Genomic DNA, 18,374 nt, shown 5'->3' on the forward strand with positions numbered 1-18,374 from the left:
GAAGCAATCAGATAGTAAAGGCAAAGAAACTCATTTCAAAGGCGGAATGGGTTTCTTTTTATCATATAGTACTGGGAGGTTCAATGGAAACTAAACCGATGACATTACCGATGGTTCCCCTACGTGGAATTGTCGTATTTCCCAAAGTAGTGACACAACTAGATATTGGTCGTACCACATCGGTGCAAGCTGTAAAAGCAGCTATGGATAGAGATCAATATTTAGTGGTAACTGCTCAGAAAGACGAAAGTATCGAAACTCCTACCTTGGAAGAATTAGGCAAGGTTGGGACAATTGTTAAAATAAATCAAATGCTCCGTTTACCAGGAGGCGTAGTTCGTATTTTAGTAGAAGGAGTAAGCCGTGTTAATGTGGATACTATTCTTTCTACAGAACCATTCTATGAAGCCACAGTAACCCCTCTAGAATCGATACATGAAGATCCGATGGAAGAGGAAGCATACCGTCGTATTTTGCAATCTAAATTTGCCCAATGGGTAGAGGTAATCAAACCGAATACAGACGAAGGCTTAGATCATGTATTGGGGAGCGCTGATGCTAGTGAATGGGCGGACCAAATAGCCTTTCTCGTGCCTCTCCAACTGAAAGTGCGCCAAAGTATTTTAGAAGAGCTGTCCGTTAATCGCCGTCTGAACATGGTTGTAGGTATTTTGAATACCGAACTTCAAATTTCGGACATGGAAAACTCCATTAATAACCAAGTTCGACAATCTATGGAAAAAGCGCAAAAGGAATATTTCTTGCGAGAAAAAATTCGTGCAATCCATGATGAGCTAGGGGATAAAATGGATCCTGATCAAGAGGCAGAGGAACTACGAGAACAATTGGTAAAATTAGAATTACCTGAAGATATCCATGCACGTATCGACAAAGAGATTACTCGTTATAGCCGTATGCCACAAATGATGCCAGAATCCAATATTTTGCGTAATTATATTGATTGGTTATTACAACTTCCTTGGAACACCTTGTCTGATGATCGTTTAGAATTGAAAGAAGCTAGCGATGTACTGGATGGTGACCATTATGGTTTAGAAAAAATAAAAAAACGCATTCTAGAATTCTTAGCAGTGCGCAAATTATCTGGCAAACAAGGTGGATCTATCTTGTGTTTAGTAGGACCACCAGGGGTAGGTAAAACATCCTTAGCAAGTTCGATTGCCAAAGCTATGAATCGTAAATTTATCCGTGCATCCTTAGGTGGTGTACGTGATGAAGCTGAAATTCGTGGTCATCGTCGTACCTATGTAGGAGCTTTACCAGGTCGTATGATTCAAGGACTTAAAAATGCAGGTACTCGTAACCCTGTGTTCTTGCTTGATGAAATTGATAAATTAGCATCCGATTATAAAGGGGATCCATCTTCCGCTTTATTAGAAGTGTTAGACCCTGAGCAAAATAGTACATTCAGTGACCATTATATTGAAATTCCATTTGATTTCTCTGATGTATTTTGGATTACTACTGCTAATGTAGCAGGTAATATTCCTAGACCATTATTGGATCGTATGGAAATTATCGAACTTAGCAGTTATACAGAAGAAGAAAAATTAGAAATTGCTAAACGCTACTTAGTGCCAAAACAAATTGAAAAACATGGCTTACAAGAGCAAGGTGTCAAACTGTCAGATGCAGTGTTAAAACGTGTGATTTCTGAATACACTCGTGAAGCCGGTGTTCGTACATTAGAAAAAACAATTGCTAAAATTTGCCGTAAATTAGCATTTGCTGTGGTTACGGAAGGTGAAAAAGCACCTAAAGTAACAGTGAAGAATTTAGAAGACTACCTAGGCATTCCTAAATTTATAGAAGAGTCTCGTGAAAAACAAGCGCAAGTTGGACTTGTATATGGTTTAGCTTGGACTTCCGTAGGTGGTGTTGTCTTACCATGTGAAGCGACGACAATGCAAGGAACAGGCAAATTAAGTTTGACTGGTAGCCTAGGCAAAGTGATGCAAGAATCTGGTCAAGCAGCTATGTCCTATATTCGTCATCGTCAACAGGAATTGAAATTGCCAGAAAAATTCCATAAGGAACTGGATATTCACGTTCACTTACCAGAAGGGGCTACGCCTAAAGATGGCCCATCTGCAGGGATTACGATGACATTGGCTATCGTATCTGCTTTGACGGGCAAAAAGGTGCGCTCTGATATTGCTATGACAGGGGAAATTACTTTACGTGGTAGAGTATTGCCAATCGGTGGTTTGAAAGAAAAATTATTAGCAGCCCTTCGTTACGGAGTGAAAGAAGTACTCATTCCAGAAGGCAATAAAAAGGATATTCAAGACTTACCAGATATCGTAAAAGAAGGGTTGATTATCACTCCTGTAAAAACGATGGAAGAAGTACTAGAAAAGGCATTACTATGAAGAAGAAACCAGCTGTAAAACGCCATCCAAAACCAGTGTATACTAGAAAAGAGACGACAGGTCCACGCATCATCGCAGCGAAATATATAGCATCTGCGGTGAAGGCGGATCAATACCCAGAAGGTGATACCATAGAAATTGCCTTCTTGGGACGATCCAATGTGGGAAAATCTTCTTTGATTAATTCTTTGTGTAATCATAGAGGATTGGCATTGGTTAGTGGTACGCCAGGTAAAACGAAAACGATTAACTTCTTTAGTATAGAATCAAAGGAAGATTTACCAGATGATATGGAACGTCGCTTTGATTGGTTCTTAGTGGATTTACCAGGGTATGGATATGCTAAAACAGGTGGATCCAATACTAATATTTGGTCTTCTTTCATTGCTAATTATATTTTACAAAGCGAACGGATGATGCTATTGTGTTTACTCATTGATGGGCGTCATCCAGAGTTGCCTATCGATAAAGAGGCCTTTGATTGGTTACAATCGCATGGGGTACCTTTACAAATTGTGGTAACAAAAGCGGATAAATTAAAAATGAACGAGCGACAAAAACAGCTAAAAACTATTGAAGAGCGATATCCAACAGGATATCCACCTATTTTATATAGTTCTTTAAAACATACAGGTCGTGATCGTTTATTAGCACGTATTAATGCAGTCTTATTGGGGGAAGAGGAATGAGTATTCTTACAGATGCACAAATGAAACTGCGCGTATCTAAAGATTTAGAGTGTGTAGAAACATATTTGCAACAATCTCTACAAACTGGTGCAGAAGATTTTAATGCCCTCATTCGTCCTCTTTCAGCAGGGGGCGGCAAGCGATTACGGGCGCAATTGTGTTTGTTGATTGCCTTGAGTGGAGATTCCAAACAAGAAGATAGAGTTCGTATGGCAGCCGCGATTGAGATGTTGCATTTGGCTACACTCATTCATGATGATGTATTAGACCAAGCAGAGGTACGACGTGGCGTAACTTCTATTCATTGTACGAAAGGCAATAAAGTGGCCATCCTCAGTGGAGACTATTTATTTGCCAAAGCGTTCGGTATTGTAGCTGAAATCGGGTCCATTCCATGCTTAACCATTTTTTCTGAAATTATTTCTGCCTTGGTAGAAGGCGAATTTATGCAAATGGAAGATGTATACCGATTAGATCAAGGTACAGACCGATACCTATTAAAAACACAAAAGAAAACAGCGGACTTCATTGAAGGTTGCTTGGCATTAGGTGGTATTCTTGGTGGATGGTCAGAGGAGCATATTTCATTATTGCGCACCTATGGTCATGGCTTAGGCATGGCTTTCCAAATTACCGATGATGTGATGGATTATCGTGAGCAAACGGTAACAACAGGAAAACCGGTAGGTAAGGATGTAAAAGAAGGTATCTTGACATATCCCTTATTATCTATCGTAACACCAGAAAACACCTCTCGTTTGACAACTATGATAGATGAGATTCGTGAGGGAAACGATACAAAAGAATTGTTGGATTATGTGATTGCTAAAGGCGGTATCGATCAAGCGTTAGCTCTTGAAGGGATGTATCGCAGACAAGCAGAGATAGCATTAGAGCAATTACCATCCTTTAAAGGAAAAGATATTTTAGAAACTGTTCTTGAAAAATTATCGAACCGTAAGGTGTAAGAATGAAAGAATTTCAAGTAAAAGATTTTGACATGAGTGCCAAACGTCCGTCCTTGAATAGTGTGATAGCGCAAAGAAAGCGTCTTGCTCAGCAACAAGCAGAGCAAGACGCCTTGTTACAACAGGACAACTATACAGAGACAGAAACAAAACTTATGGAAGAAGCATCTTCTATGTCTGTAGTAGACCATTTAGATGAACTTCGCATGCGTTTAGTAGTAGCCATTGTAGCGATTATTATCGGCACTTTGGGGGCGTATTATTATGTGGAAGACATTCTTCAAATCTTAGTGGCACCAGCTGGAACATTGTATTATACAAAACCAACAGAAGCGTTCTTCACATATATGAAGATTTCCTTAGTAGCAGGCTGTATTCTATCGAGTCCTATTTGGTTTTATCAGATTTGGGCATTCATTGTGCCAGCCTTATCAAGAAGTGAGAAAAAAGTAACTTTTATGGTGGTGCCTGCAGCCGTTACCTTATTCATAGTAGGTGTACTGTTCTCATATTATTTAGTACTGCCAATGGCTATACAATTTTTTATTGGCTTTGGTACAGATGAATTACAACCATTGTTTTCTATAGGTCAGTATATCGATTTTGTCATTGCCTTTATATTACCATTTGGTATTACTTTTGAACTTCCACTTATATTGATTGCTCTGGGCGTGATTGGTATTCTTTCATCTGATCGATTACGACAATATCGGAAAATGTTTATTCTAGTGGCCTTTGTTGTGGGTGCAGCTATTTCACCGACACCAGATATGTTATCCCAAACTATGATTGCGGGACCTATGATTTTGCTCTATGAAATTAGTTATGGTGTATTGCGATATATCCTGAAAGTATGAAGTAGGGTTCATTTTACTTTCATAATGATAGTGTATACTATGGGAGAAATAATTTAGTGTGTAAAAAGGATGCCATATGAAACGAAAGATACTCATAAGTATCCTAAGTATTTGTGCTATCGCTTCTGTAGGGACAATTTCATGGTATGCATGTTGTAGTGAGAAAGAAACTATTTCCACAACTATCACATCGCCAGATGCAGAGCCCATTACGATGAAGAAGGTACCGTTACCTGAAATAAAAGTAATACCTAATTCGCAGGATAAGGTGGAGTCTACGGATGGGGTGCCACCCATATTAGTCGATGCCAAGGGGGCTGTAAACCTGTATAAGAGGCAATATCCAACAGCACAAGTGAAAGGGATAACATTTGAAACGCAAGATGGCCGTAAAAGCTACGAAGTAGAGGGAGTCTCCTCTGAAGCAGGTCATAGCGTGACGATAGATGCTACTACAGGACAGGTATTGAATGCTGCTGTAGAGAGTGCACAAGAATCAATGGTGCAATCTGCTGCCATTGATTTAGGTAATCTTATCAATCCTGATGAAGCAACGCAAGTGGCGATTGCTATATTAGGCAGTGAAGCTCGCTTAATTCGTTGGGAGCTGGAAACAAAAGGATATGTTGCTCTATACCATGTTGTATTAGATATGCGTGGAGAGACGATGTATGTGACGATTGATGCAAATTCTAGTCAGGTCATTGAAGTGACGAAAGAACGATAAAAGCTATTCATTCCATTAGGTTTGAATAGCTTTTTTGTGCTTTTGCCCGTACCAAATGGACAGGGCGCTCACATTGTCTGTGCCGAGAGCATCGATGGACATGGCTAAGCAAGTGGTGGAATCTACACCGCCACTAGATAATACTAATGCTTTCATAGAAATCCTTTCATGGAAATAAAAAAATTATAAGTGAGTACTGACATAGAACAGATGATGTACTATAATAGTAAGGATAAGATTGTTATAAAAGGAGATAGTATGCGTTTACGGAGAAAACCATGGATTGATGATGCAATCCTAGAATATAATACATATACTGTACTAGAGAATCACGAAGTTTTCAAGGGAAAATGGCGTGAAAGTTTTGCAGATCCGTCTAAACCATTATATATGGAGCTAGGAACGGGAAAAGGTAAGTTCATTGCTGGCATGTGTGAAGCCCATCCAGAAGCAAACTTTGTGGGCTTTGAAGTGCAAATTGGCGTGCTATATTATGCGGCTCAAAAATTGCATGAACAAAAAGCAGAGAATGGTAAAGTGAGCTTGTTTGATATTGCCGGCATTGAAGAGGTGGTGGCACCAGGTGAGGTAGACCGTTTCTATATCAACTTCTGTGATCCATGGCCAAAGGCGAAGCATGCAAAACGCCGTTTGACCTATCATACATTTCTAGATCGCTATGCGCGATTGTTGAAAGAGAATGGAGAAATCCATTTTAAAACAGATAATGAAGGATTATTTATGTTCTCCTTAGAGGAGTTTACAAACTCTGGTTGGACATTAAAAAATGTAAGTTATGATTTACATAGTACAGATATGCCAAATGTGCGCACAGAATATGAAGAAAAATTCAGCGCTAAAGGCCAACCAATTTTCCGCTTAGAGGCGATTAAGCCAGCTAAAGGAAGTGATACGACAGATGCAGGAGAATAGTAGTTCACCTAACAAAAATCTCGGTATATTTCAACAAATTAGATCCCTTTATAAAAGCATTATCAAGCATGATGGACAAGGTATATTGGTACCTCTCTTCGGAATTATCTTAATAGGTTTTTTGAACGGATATAGTGCGACCTATACGACGACCTTGCATGGGGGAGACAACTGGAAACCATTTTGGTTTCTATTAGGGAAGCAAGCTTTGTTTTTAGGGGCAGGCGTTTTTGTGGCGTGGGCTTTCTATCGATTTGATTATCGTAAATGGGGAGACCCTAAGGTACAACGTAAATTGTTGGTGATTGTACTTATCCTCATGGGTATCGTTTTTATACCGTTTCTTGGACATGGTGCGAATGGAGCACGACGTTGGATTAGTTTGCCTTTAGGGTTAACGCTACAACCGTCGGAGTTTGCCAAGTTAGCGGCCATGCTTTGGGCAGCGTACCGTATTGATAAACAAGTAAAAGAACAGGGCATCATGCATTTGTTTGAGCCACATGAATGGGGGAAATCTAAAGGTTTGGGCTGGCTTTGGAAAGTGTGGGCCTTCATTGTATTTCAAATCAATAGACTGTGGAAACGATTTCGAGGGACTCCGGGCAAATTACATCCAAACTTTCTATTGCCATCTGCATTTTTTGTACCCATTCTATATGCGGGGATTACCATGAAGCAGCCAGATATGGGAACAGCAGTGCTGATTTTATTGTTTCCTACCTTAATGACGTTTTGCGTAGGCTATCGAAAATCGGACTGGAAATATTTGGTGATCGTCTTTAGCATCCTCGCTGCTATTGCATATCCTTTAGTCCGCTATGAACAGTATCGTTGGGATCGTGTAGTAGCCTTCTATGATCCATGGTCGGATACGACTGTCAATGGGTACCAAGTAACGCAAAGTATATTGAGTGTGTCCATTGGGGGATTCTGGGGAGAAGGATTTACGCAAGGAATTTCTAAATATAATTATTTACCAGAAGCTCATACAGATTTTGCCTTTTCCATTTTCTCTCAAGAATTTGGCTTTTTAGGTGTTTGCTTGGTAGCGTTTTTCTTCTTATGGTTTACGAAATATGGCCTTTCCATTGCTCGTCAATCTAGAGATGTATTAGGCCAAATATTAGCGATAGGACTTACATTTTTTATTACTATTCAAGCATTTTTTAATATTGCTATGGTGGTAGGTTTAGTGCCGGTAACAGGGGTTCCCTTGCCATTCATTAGTTATGGCGGGTCCTCATTGGTAACGAATTTTGCTGTCATAGGGATATTATTAAATATTGCGCGTCGCAATGAATATGCACGCAAACAAATTGGAACGACCCGTCATTTACCATCTATTGGTGAAGAAACACGGCATCGGTTTCAACCTAGGTCTTAATGTTTTAAGTGTGATTCACACAGAAAGAGATGAACCATGAAAGATTTTATTGATGTTCACGAACGCCCGTCTTTCGCTAAGTTATTACCACTTAGTTTCCAGCATTTATTTGCTATGTTCGGGGCTACAGTATTAGTACCATTCTTATTGAAAGTTGATCCAGCTACGTCCTTATTCATGAACGGTATTGGCACTATTTTATACGTATTAATTTGTCAAGGAAAGATTCCTTCCTATTTAGGCTCTAGCTTTGCTTTCATTGGACCTGTAGGTGCAGTAGTAGCATCTGGTATGACCTATGGAGCAGCGCAAGGTGGTTTCATTGCCTTTGGTGTGTCTTTTATGCTATTGGCTTTATTAGTTAAATTTATTGGTATTAAATGGATTGATGTATTATTTCCACCAGCAGCGATGGGCGCTATTGTTGCGGTTATCGGTTTAGAAGTGGCCCCTGTAGCAATGGGGATGGCAGGCATCATTGGAGATCAATGGCAAACATTTGGCATGACTCATGAACAAGTGTTATTCTTATCTTTATTTTCCTTAGCAGTGACTATCCTAGGTACTGTATTATTCCGTGGGTTCTTTGCGGTAATTCCAGTATTAATTGGCGTAGTATCTGGCTATGTAGCGGCTGCGATTATGGGAGTAGTAGACTTCACAAGTGTAGCCAATGCACCTTGGTTCGCCCTTCCACATTTCTATGAGCCAGAATTTAATATCAATGCTATTTTAATGATTATGCCAGCTTTGTTCGTAGTATTTGCGGAACATGTAGGGCATATTGTAGTTACAAGCAATATCATTGGTCGTGATTTAATGAAAGATCCAGGTTTGAGCCGTTCTTTATTTGCAGATGGCTTATCCAATGTGTTATCCGGTTTATTTGGTGCTACACCAAATACAACATATGGAGAAAATATCGGTGTTATGGCGATTACACGTGTGTTCAGTACCTTCGTTATCGCTGGTGCCGCAGTACTTGCTATCTTGTTCTCCTTCGTTGGTAAAGTAGCAGCTTTAATTCATGCTATCCCAGTTCCAGTAATGGGTGGTGTAAGTATCTTATTATTCGGTATCATCGCTGCCTCCGGTTTACGTATGTTGGTAGAACGTAAAGTAGATTATACAAAATCCTCTAATCTAATTTTAACCTCTGTAGTACTAGTTATCGGTTTGAGCGGCGCTAAATTAGCCATCGGTCCAGTTGTATTGCAAGGTATGGGCTTGGCAACAGTAACAGCCATCTTATTGAGCGTTATCTTTGCCATCTTCCGTAAAACAGGACTTGGAAATTCTGAACTCAAAGACTAGCACTAAGAAAGAACGGCACAGGCTACGGAGAGTGGTATTTCTCTGGAAGTATGTGGCAGTTATACCTGATATAAGACAATGAAAGAACACGATATATTCCTCCACAAACTGATACAGTGGTTAGGTTTGCTCCGGAATATATCGTGTTCTTTTGCATATGTGTTGTTTTGGTATAATAATGAACTGCCACATACTTTTGATGTATACCGTGCTCTTATAGCCTGTGGTGCTCTTTCGGGTAGGTGCTAAAGGGGGGGGCACACCGTGCTCTTCTTGAGTTTATGTCATGTAGATAGTAAGGAACGCCACAGGGCTACTACGCATAACCGTGATTCTACGGGGGAAATAAAAAAGCTATTATCATGTTGATAACAGCTTATTGTGGCGGAGAGGGTGGGATTCGAACCCACGGCCCCTTGCGGAGTCACTGGTTTTCAAGACCAGCTCCTTAAACCACTCGGACACCTCTCCAAATATAAAAACTAGTTATAGTCTATCATTGAACTAGACCTTTTGTCAATCAGAATATGATGCATACTTGTGGTGCTTATGTTAGAGGTGCTTTTGTTCAAGTATTCTGGAGGATAGGATGCTATGAGATCAGTCTGCACTATTGTATGGTCATGATAGAATGATACCATGAAATCAGTCAAAGTAGAGTGAAAGAATACTGGTGTGAAACTAGGTGATATATGTTATAATTTTATGCAGATTATATTGTATAAATAGGTTTGTGGTATTCCATAGGAGGTATTACATGAAAAAAGGGTTTACTCTTACACAAACAGGTATACTGCTGACTTTGTGGTTAACGTTTTTATTAAGTTTTGTCATGCGCTTGTCATGGTCATCGCTGATGCCAATTGTAAATGAAGCATTGCATTTTACAGCACAGCAAGGAACGTCCTATTTGACGGCGTTTTACTTTGGTTATGCATTGACCGTATTGCCAGGTGGATTATTAGCAGATCGATTTGGCTATCGTAAATCCATTCTAGGAAGTTTAGTGGCTATGGCCATTGTAACGGGGCTTATGAGTACTGTCCAAAGTTATGAATATGGCTTAGTATTGCGTTTCTTATTAGGTATTGTATCAGGCCCTGTGCAATCTGCTTGTTTGAAAGCCATTGGAGAGCATTTCAGTGCAGAACAACGTGGTACCGCAGTAGGTATTTTTATGAGTTGTACATCCTTTGGGATTACCGTAGTCAATGGATATGCACCATTTGTGGCTGTCCACTACGGATGGCAAATGGCATTTTTGATTACCGCTTTATTACCACTGATTGTATTCTTTTTGGCTCTATTCACAGTAAAAGAAGTACAAGCTTTCAGAAAAGGCCAAACAGAAGAGACGCAAGGAACAGAGCAACAGTCCATGTCGTTAGCACAAAGTTTACGTTTTGTAGGAACGAACCGCAACATTTTATTGTTAGCAGTGATGGGATTTTTCGCAACAGGTACTACTTGGGGAGTTACCACTTGGGCTAACTTGTATTTGGTGAAACAATTACATGTGACACCTATCTTTGCTGGTGCTATTATGAGCATTTATGGTATTGCGGCAGTGATTGCCAAACCGACTATCGGATTCATTTCAGACAGAATTTCTTTACCACGAAACTATTTAGCAGCCATCGTTATGTTTTTGTTCTCACCAGCCTTGCTAATCTTTGCAAATACAAGCAATCCAGATATGTTATACATTACAGCACCCCTATTAGGTATGGGCGCATTTATGTATAGCCCATTAACCAATGCTATCATTATCCAGGCGGCACCACCAGAACTGAGAGGAACTACAGCGGGGTTCGTAAATCTATTTAACCAAATTGGCGCACTCACAGCACCTATCATTTTGTCTACAGTATTGACAGCTACAGGCAATTACCAAACAGCCTTAATGGCATTGTCCATATCCCCAATTATTGGAGCTATTTTATTGTCATTAATTCGACTAAAATAAGAATATATCGCTTTACCCTCCTTTCAGTATAACTTCAAGGGGACTAACAAAAATAGCATATATAAAACTGAGTATAGAATAAAAATTTTACGTATCTTATGTACATGAAAGAAAATGTATTTAAAAAGATTTTGAGATAATGCTAATTACGGCTCTTGAGCTCTATAATTATTTATTACAAAAAGAACGTGGCATGTCCAAAGCAAACATAGCATACCTCTCCGTAGAAACGCAGTGGCAGGATATACTCTTGTAGGTGTTCTTTTTCTACTTTAGTGTGTAGTAAAAAAAGTGCGGCTCATATCGAAAGAAGCATAGGTGTATAGGCGATTGTATTTGCCAAACTTATGCTAAGCTGAAAGAGCACGGTATATCCCACATACAGTGGCGTTTGCATTTACCCGAATTATGCTAATCCTAGAAGAACGTGGCATACCTCGGAGCAAACCTAACGGAGTATCAGTTTGTGGAGAGGTGTGCCACGTTCTTCCCTTTGCTAGTCAGTAGATAGAGAACGCCACTCTACGAAAAAAACACCGTGCTCTTTCTTTAGCTAATTTACATAATTAAATCGCCTATCTAAAGGCTGATGTATGCCGCACATTTCTTTCAGAATGTAACGTAGCCAAAGAACACCATAAAGATATCATCGTGACGCAAGTTTCATTTGCGAAGATTCGGATTTTGTGAGACAATAAGAGTAAAGAAAAGGAATTTTCAAGTCTATGTCGAATTATAGTGATATAGACAAGTTACATAGTAGCACAGTGACAATATGGAGGAGGTCTTACTATGGTGGAATATAAAAAAATAATTGTTCCTGCAGATGGATCGGAAAATGGTAAAAGAGCGTTAGAACATGCATTGGCGATTGTAAAACGTAATGATGCGGAATTGATTTTAGTGCACGTAGCAAACATTGTATCCGCAATTTCTAACTTTGACCAAACTCCAATCAGTGGTGGTTATGTGTCGGAACAAATTGCAGAAGATATGGAAGAAACTGGTAAAAAAATCTTAAGCGAAGTAGCAGAAGATGTACCAGCAGATATGAAAGTAAAATGCGTCTTTGAAGTAGGGTCTCCAGGACCTGCTGTATTAGCGGTGGCTAAAAAATATGATGCAGACTTAATTGTTATGGGGAGCCGTGGATTAGGACCTTTGAAAGGCCTATTTATGGGTAGTGTAAGTAGTTATGTAACTAGTCATTCCACATGTCCAGTATTAATTGTTAAATAATAGGATACAAGGCTTTGTTCTCTGAGCAAAGCCTTTTTCTATGGAGAGATATATGAATATACAACATATACGTTGGTTACATGAAGAACTTGAGCAATGGCGCGAGGAAGGCCTCATTTCAGAGGAACAAAGTCAGCAGTTACAAGCCAAGTATGGGTTCATTCCTAAAGAGGGGCCATCTTGGACGCGGCTGATTACGATATTAGGGGGCGCTGCGCTCATTTTACTAGGAATTATTTTGCTCTTTGCTGGGTATTGGTATGGATTTTCCCCCAATGGACGCTTTGATTGGGCATTAGTCATCCTACTGCTAGCAATCACCATTGTAGGGGGTGGTGTATGGAAAGCCAAGCCAGCTAGCATGATTGCGGAAGCAATTACCGTCATCTATATGGGGATATTAACGACGTCTACCCTATTAGTGGCAGATACTTATTATACAGGGGAACATATGGGCCTATACGTGCTCATTATTCTGTGTTGTTCTTTGCCTATCATTTATATTCTTGATTCCGCATTGGGGATGATATTGTACCTCATTGGTGTCTTGGGATGGAGCTTTTCTAATCATCCTTTAAATGCATGGGTAGGGCCAGCTGCCGTAGGAGGCCTTTTACTAGTAGCAGTTCCATACTACATTCGTCGTTTTGGTAACTATAAACAGGTGAAAGATCCTTTATTAGTATCCGTATCATGGGCATTTGTAGGTGCTATTTTTGGAGAAGTATTTTTCACTTTATCCACCTATGAGCCGCAAATGAATCTATTTTTTATCAGTGTACTGGGTGCTGTCACGTATGGATTAGGTACATTGGAAAAGAAAATTACCCTCTTAGCGTTGCCTTGTAAGGGGGTAGGTGCCATTGCTTTATTGTACACCATTGTGGAAGGGACATACCTTAGCACGTGGGTTCGCATTGGTGAAAGCTCCATGGCATGGTGGTTATGGTGTTGCATGTTGTTAAGCCTTGGGGTAGCCTTCCTCGTATTGCGTCGTTTAGTGTTGGCAAAGCGGATTGAAAGTGCTATCGGCTTAATTCCTTTTGTAATCTTTGGATGTTATGTGGTCACTGTCTCTGGGTCGACTCCTATTTTGACATCCATCCTATTTAATGCGTATATCTTTGTGGCTGCGTTAGTGACTTTTATTCGTGGCACATTGGTGAAAAAGGTGAGTTTACTCAATAGCAGCATATTAACCTTGATTGCTATGTTTGGAGCACGCTTCTTCGATCCTAGCTTTACGTTCATCGAACGGGGCGTGTCGTTCTTAGTACTGGGCATCATTGTACTTGGTATTAATGCCATTTATTTATGGCGTAAAGGGAAACAACGTGCTACGGTCAATCAACGTGTTCGACAAGCACGTCGACAAGTAGCTGATGTGGCAACCATAGAGGAACAAGCTGTATCAGAGGAAACAAACGGTGTAGAACCTACAGCAATGGTAAAGGAGGAAGAATGATGAAATATCAAAAATGGATTTTCTTTGCTCTTGCTGCTATCGTTGCCTTGTTAAGTCAATTCTACATTCAACAACGATATACGACTTTACTGCAAGGTGGGGCTGAATACCAATGGCCTGTGAAAGTAAGTCGACACATCGGATGGGTTCCGTCAGATTACTTAGAGATAGAGTTTTTAGGGTCTTATGCAAATTGGGAGGGGAAGCAAACCCCAGAAGTAGGTCATGAGGTATATGTTATTGTCACACCTAAACAGTCCGGTGTGTTACAAGTGGTATCAGCCACAGATGAAACCCCGAAGGATCAAGAGTACATTCGTGCTAATGTAAAACGATTTGACCATGGTGTAGTGGAGTTTGCTATTCCTTTCAATCGTGTCAAAGTAGACCTTAGTAAAGTGGATAAAAAATTCTATACGAATTATCGTGGTACTTTGATTGGTACTATGAAATTACATGATGGATATGGGGTAGTTACTGGTGTGTATGCCAAAGGTGTACCCTTAGAATTAGCCACACCAGAGAGCGTCGTAGATCAAGAAAAAGATTCTCGAGTTCTTTTGGAAAAAATTGGTGATACAGAACAGGAAAAAGATGATATAATAGTAATACCGAACTCTAACTAGAGAGATCGAATACTACTATATGATAGCGAGGTTAAGATGGAAACAAATCAACAAGAGTTGGAAACACAATTGTTAGCTGAACTATTTAAGGTCCTAGGGGATCCAACGCGGTTGCGTATTGTTAGACATCTGCTTCAGAAGGAAATGTGTGTGACTGAAATTGCAGATGCTATGGATATGGGCCAATCAGCTATATCTCATCAGTTGCGGGTGTTGCGTCAAGCAAGACTAGTAACATTTAGAAAAGAAGGAAAAACAGCTTGGTATCGATTGAATGATGATCATGTTATCGTGTTAATCCGTCAAGGGTTGGAGCACGTAGGACATCAATAAGTGCAGAGCATGTAGGAGGGTTGCGAGAGCAACCCTTTTTGCATGTAAAAAACTATCTAGCAATGTATTGTTACATTGTTAGATAGTTTTTTAGAGTTTTATGCTTTTATGGCAGAACAGGGTATAGCATAGTTTTTGTGCAGTGGTACTGATTCAGACTATTGTCTGCTATACAGTTACATAGCAAACATAGAAACTACCTGTATACGTTAATCTGTTTACTATATCAAGCGAATTGACATACCAATCTGTTAGCTATAAGGGGAATACATAGTATGCCAATAATATAGCTAGAGGCATTGTAAAAGAAGAAAGAACTGTAGTGGCTAATACAATTTGTGTAGCCAGTTCTGGATTGTTGTTCATTTCCACTGCCATGAGGGCGGTGTTTACAGCTGATGGAACTGCGTAAGCAATGATGATGCTTTGGGCAGCGATAGCACTTAATGGTGTATAATACATTGTCACAGGCAATACTACGATAAGTGCTAATACAGGGCCTGCAATTAACCGCAAGAAAGAAGTAATCATCACATCTTTTTTGATGAAGTTCCAATGTGTTCGATTTAACTGTACCCCTAGGGTGAGCATAGCAACGCCTACAAAACAGCGACCGAAAATATCTAAGGGCCCCCATATAATGGTTTGCGTGAAATCGATAGGAATGTAGTAATGAGCGATGATGGATATAGGGACACAATAAATAATTGGAATATGTAGAATGGTACGCAAAGATTCTGCAGTTGTTAACTTCCCTTTGCCAGCTTGATAGAATCCTAAAGAATTACAGAACACAGTTTGGATAATAAATGTAGCGATAATGGCGATGACCCCATCATGTAAATAGGGAGTAGCTCCATCAATGATGTACGGTTCGTTGGCAAAGACGAAAGTTCCTAGGGCTACTCCTAAGTTACCAATGTTCGAGAACATCACGGCATTACGGACGATTTCTGTTTTTCCTAAATTATAACCTTGCCATTTAGCGACGATGCCAGCTAGGGCGGAGTTAGCAAATAAAATGATGAGAGCGCAGCCAAAAATTTCGAAACTTTCATGGGTTAAATCGGTGACATAAAAGGATTTTAGAATGTAGGCTGGTAAAAATAAATAAAAGTTTAGTTTGCTTAGTGTTCGTAAATCGAGGTGAAACCATCGATCTAATAAGACCCCCATAAGTGTGAGTAATAGGATGGGGACGATACTGGTAAGAATGATGTGTAAAAATAAATCCATAGTGGATAACCTCCTTAGGTTGTATAGTTGTCATCTCTATTGTACCACATGAATATAAATCATTTTGCCTAATATTGTTTTTCTAGTATAATGAGAATATGTAGTAAGCTTCTAATTGTATATTATTTAAAAGGGAGGATATCATTATGAAGCGTAATTGGTTAATGGGTTTAGTTATGGCAGGTATGTTAGCATTGGCTGGCTGCGGTGGACAAGGTACTACATCGTCTACAGCACCATCTACAACAGAAACGATTACCGTATCTGCAGCAGCTAGTATGCAAGGGGCTATGGAAGAATTAAAAGCAGACTATGTGAAAAAACATAACTTAAAACCTGAGCAAATCAATGTGGTCTATGCTGGCTCTGGTACTTTACGTCAACAGATTGAAGAAGGCGCACCATCCAGTATCTTTATTTCTGCGAACAAAAAGAATATGGATCAATTAAATGAAAAAGGTTTAATGGATAATATTCGCCCATTCGTAGCAAATACATTGGTCATGATCGTACCAAAAGGTAAAGAGGCTGTTACATTGGACAATATTGCGAATGCAAAACGGGTAGCTATTGGTACAGTAGAAACAGTGCCAGCTGGTAAATATGCAAAAGAATCTTTAACAAAAGCGAATTTATGGGATGCAGTAGAACCTAATATCGTATTTGCAAAAGACGTAAAAGCTGTCGGTGCGTATATTGCTGAAGGCGCAGCTGATGTAGGATTTGTATATAAAACTGATGCATTGGCATTGAAAGAAAAAGTAGATATTTCTGCTACAGTGGATGCTAAATTACATGCACCTATTGAGTACCCTATCGGTGTGGTGAAAAAGAACCAAAATAAATTAACTGAAGATTTCTATGCGTTCCTAACAAGTAAAGAAGCGAGTGAAGTATTGGCTAAATGGGGCTTCGCTGAGCCTACTAAAAAATGATAGCTTTACAGTTATCCATAGAAGTGGCATTCATCGCCTTATTGATCAATATGGTTATCGGTCTTAGCCTAAATTATGTGATGAAACACTATGCCTTTCCGGGAAAATCTTTGATCGATTCCTTCTTTACATTGCCCTTGGTATTACCGCCAGTGGTATTGGGTTTTGTGTTACTCATCATATTCTCCCCAGGTAATGCTTTTGGTGCCTGGTTAGAGGCACACGGAATTCGTGTGGTATTCTCTAAGATAGGCGCTATTATTGCATCTGCAGTGGTGAGCTTTCCATTATTTTATCAATCAGTGCGAACAGCCTTAGCTGCCATTGATAGCGATATGGAAGACGTAGCTCGCACCTTGGGGGCCTCCGAGTTTCGGGTGTTCTGGACAATTTCCTTGCCTTTGGCATGGAAAGGAATCCTCAGCGGTTCCATTCTGTGTTTTGCTCGTGGGTTAGGTGAATTTGGTGCCACCATATTGATTGCCGGCAATATTCCAGGTGTGACAAGGACGATGCCACTGGCCATTTATTCGCTCGTGGAATTTGGCGATTATAGTGGTGCATTTGAATTAGTGATTTATATTTGTGTGTTAACGTTGGGGCTTGTGTGGGCCATTCAAAGTCTTACAAAAGGTTCCCTCTTCTCGAATCGGTAAGGAGGTACTATGATTTCCTTTGATATCGTCATAGAACGAGGTACTTTTGTTGTGAAAGCCCAAGGTACATTACAAGAAGGTATTACTACATTGATGGGCCCTTCTGGAAGTGGAAAATCTACATTTTTGAAAGCCTTATGTGGATTGTTGACGCCAAAAGAAGGTATAATTAGAGCTGATGATGCGGTATGGTTTGAAAAGGGAAGGAGTATACCTACCCAAGAACGGCACATTGGCTATATGCCGCAAGGCAATATTGTGTTTCCCCATATGACGGTAGAGGAGAATATTCGGTATAGTAAACAAGGTTCTCCTGAGTTATTCGATCATATTGTGGAACGTTTGCGATTGACACCACATCTGAAGAAAAAAGCGAAAGGCTTATCTGGTGGGGAGCAACAACGGGTTGCCTTAGGACGAGCACTATACTCAAAACCAGTGCTACTCATCCTAGACGAACCGCTCACGGCCTTAGATGTGAATTTACGTGCTCAATTGCAACAAGATTTGGTAGCTATTATTTCTGAATGGGCTATCCCCTGCTTGTGGGTCACCCACAGTGAAGAAGAGGCGGCTGCCGTAGGAAACCACCGACTGTTGTGTCGTGATGGAGTGATTGCAGAAGAGGTGTAATGGGAACGCAAGTTCAG

17 protein-coding genes, 1 tRNA gene and 1 pseudogene are annotated in these 18,374 nt (G+C 40.0%); 16 read left to right on the forward strand and 3 right to left on the reverse strand.

Annotated features, from left to right (window positions below):
• Positions 1 to 83: 83 nt before the first annotated feature.
• The 5 genes from lon (at position 84) to EO121_RS02115 (ending at position 5,634) form a co-directional block, all read left to right on the forward strand.
• Complete coding sequence (gene lon / locus EO121_RS02095; protein WP_127165662.1) at positions 84 to 2,393, forward strand: endopeptidase La; 2,310 nt, start codon at positions 84 to 86, stop codon at positions 2,391 to 2,393.
• Positions 2,390 to 3,082 (forward strand): ribosome biogenesis GTP-binding protein YihA/YsxC, encoded by a 693-nt coding sequence (gene yihA, locus EO121_RS02100; RefSeq protein ID WP_127068344.1) that lies wholly within the window; start codon positions 2,390 to 2,392, stop codon positions 3,080 to 3,082. Before lon ends, yihA begins: the two co-directional genes overlap by 4 nt.
• On the forward strand, positions 3,079 to 4,050 hold the full coding sequence (locus tag EO121_RS02105; RefSeq protein WP_127165663.1) for a polyprenyl synthetase family protein: 972 nt from the start codon (positions 3,079 to 3,081) through the stop codon (positions 4,048 to 4,050). Before yihA ends, EO121_RS02105 begins: the two co-directional genes overlap by 4 nt.
• A gap of 2 nt (positions 4,051 to 4,052) precedes the next feature.
• Positions 4,053 to 4,907 carry a twin-arginine translocase subunit TatC gene (gene tatC / locus EO121_RS02110; RefSeq protein ID WP_127165665.1) on the forward strand — a complete coding sequence of 285 codons (855 nt, stop codon included), beginning with the start codon at positions 4,053 to 4,055 and terminating at the stop codon, positions 4,905 to 4,907.
• 76 nt (positions 4,908 to 4,983) lie between these two features.
• Complete coding sequence (locus EO121_RS02115; RefSeq protein ID WP_127165667.1) at positions 4,984 to 5,634, forward strand: PepSY domain-containing protein; 651 nt, start codon at positions 4,984 to 4,986, stop codon at positions 5,632 to 5,634.
• A gap of 21 nt (positions 5,635 to 5,655) precedes the next feature.
• Here EO121_RS02115 and EO121_RS02120 read toward each other — a convergent pair.
• Positions 5,656 to 5,790 (reverse strand): annotated as a pseudogene (locus EO121_RS02120) (7-cyano-7-deazaguanine synthase); the annotation flags it as partial.
• Between the two features lie 102 nt (positions 5,791 to 5,892).
• Here EO121_RS02120 and trmB point away from each other — a divergent pair.
• From trmB to uraA, 3 genes are read left to right on the forward strand one after another with little or no spacing between them, the layout of a single operon-like run.
• Positions 5,893 to 6,567 carry a tRNA (guanosine(46)-N7)-methyltransferase TrmB gene (gene trmB / locus EO121_RS02125; RefSeq protein WP_127165671.1) on the forward strand — a complete coding sequence of 225 codons (675 nt, stop codon included), beginning with the start codon at positions 5,893 to 5,895 and terminating at the stop codon, positions 6,565 to 6,567.
• Positions 6,554 to 7,954: an FtsW/RodA/SpoVE family cell cycle protein gene (locus EO121_RS02130; RefSeq protein ID WP_127165673.1), complete on the forward strand. Its 1,401-nt coding sequence runs from the start codon at positions 6,554 to 6,556 to the stop codon at positions 7,952 to 7,954. Before trmB ends, EO121_RS02130 begins: the two co-directional genes overlap by 14 nt.
• A gap of 36 nt (positions 7,955 to 7,990) precedes the next feature.
• Positions 7,991 to 9,268 (forward strand): uracil permease, encoded by a 1,278-nt coding sequence (gene uraA / locus EO121_RS02135; RefSeq protein ID WP_127161168.1) that lies wholly within the window; start codon positions 7,991 to 7,993, stop codon positions 9,266 to 9,268.
• 382 nt (positions 9,269 to 9,650) lie between these two features.
• On the opposite strand, the gene EO121_RS02140 is transcribed toward uraA, so the two are convergent.
• Positions 9,651 to 9,739, reverse strand: a tRNA-Ser gene (locus EO121_RS02140).
• A gap of 286 nt (positions 9,740 to 10,025) precedes the next feature.
• Here EO121_RS02140 and EO121_RS02145 point away from each other — a divergent pair.
• The 5 genes from EO121_RS02145 (at position 10,026) to EO121_RS02165 (ending at position 14,897) form a co-directional block, all read left to right on the forward strand.
• Positions 10,026 to 11,234, forward strand: coding sequence for an MFS transporter (locus tag EO121_RS02145; RefSeq protein WP_127165675.1), 1,209 nt, complete (start codon positions 10,026 to 10,028; stop codon positions 11,232 to 11,234).
• A 792-nt stretch (positions 11,235 to 12,026) separates the two neighbouring features.
• On the forward strand, positions 12,027 to 12,473 hold the full coding sequence (locus EO121_RS02150) for a universal stress protein (protein ID WP_127161096.1): 447 nt from the start codon (positions 12,027 to 12,029) through the stop codon (positions 12,471 to 12,473).
• Positions 12,474 to 12,525: 52 nt separating this feature from the next.
• Entirely contained in the window at positions 12,526 to 13,938 is a 1,413-nt protein-coding gene (locus tag EO121_RS02155; protein WP_164725829.1) for a DUF2157 domain-containing protein, read from the forward strand.
• The gene (locus EO121_RS02160) at positions 13,935 to 14,564 is read left to right on the forward strand and encodes a hypothetical protein (RefSeq protein WP_240629375.1); all 630 of its coding nucleotides are present in this window, start codon (positions 13,935 to 13,937) and stop codon (positions 14,562 to 14,564) included. The genes EO121_RS02155 and EO121_RS02160 overlap by 4 nt, the downstream gene beginning before the upstream one ends.
• 36 nt (positions 14,565 to 14,600) lie before the next feature.
• Complete coding sequence (locus tag EO121_RS02165) at positions 14,601 to 14,897, forward strand: metalloregulator ArsR/SmtB family transcription factor (RefSeq protein ID WP_126937104.1); 297 nt, start codon at positions 14,601 to 14,603, stop codon at positions 14,895 to 14,897.
• A gap of 255 nt (positions 14,898 to 15,152) precedes the next feature.
• Here EO121_RS02165 and EO121_RS02170 read toward each other — a convergent pair whose 3' ends face one another.
• A complete protein-coding gene (locus EO121_RS02170) occupies positions 15,153 to 16,133 on the reverse strand; it encodes an AEC family transporter (protein WP_127165679.1) in 981 nt (326 codons plus the stop codon).
• A 146-nt stretch (positions 16,134 to 16,279) separates the two neighbouring features.
• On the opposite strand from EO121_RS02170, the gene modA reads away from it, so the two are divergent.
• The 3 genes from modA to EO121_RS02185 are packed head-to-tail and all read left to right on the forward strand — an operon-like array spanning position 16,280 to position 18,357.
• Positions 16,280 to 17,068 carry a molybdate ABC transporter substrate-binding protein gene (gene modA, locus EO121_RS02175; protein ID WP_127165681.1) on the forward strand — a complete coding sequence of 263 codons (789 nt, stop codon included), beginning with the start codon at positions 16,280 to 16,282 and terminating at the stop codon, positions 17,066 to 17,068.
• Positions 17,065 to 17,724, forward strand: coding sequence for a molybdate ABC transporter permease subunit (modB, locus tag EO121_RS02180; RefSeq protein ID WP_127165683.1), 660 nt, complete (start codon positions 17,065 to 17,067; stop codon positions 17,722 to 17,724). The genes modA and modB overlap by 4 nt, the downstream gene beginning before the upstream one ends.
• A 9-nt stretch (positions 17,725 to 17,733) precedes the next feature.
• Entirely contained in the window at positions 17,734 to 18,357 is a 624-nt protein-coding gene (locus EO121_RS02185) for an ATP-binding cassette domain-containing protein (protein WP_127165685.1), read from the forward strand.
• Positions 18,358 to 18,374 lie beyond the last annotated feature (17 nt).

The organism is Veillonella sp. CHU732, from assembly GCF_003992085.1.
GTDB lineage: Bacteria > Bacillota > Negativicutes > Veillonellales > Veillonellaceae > F0422.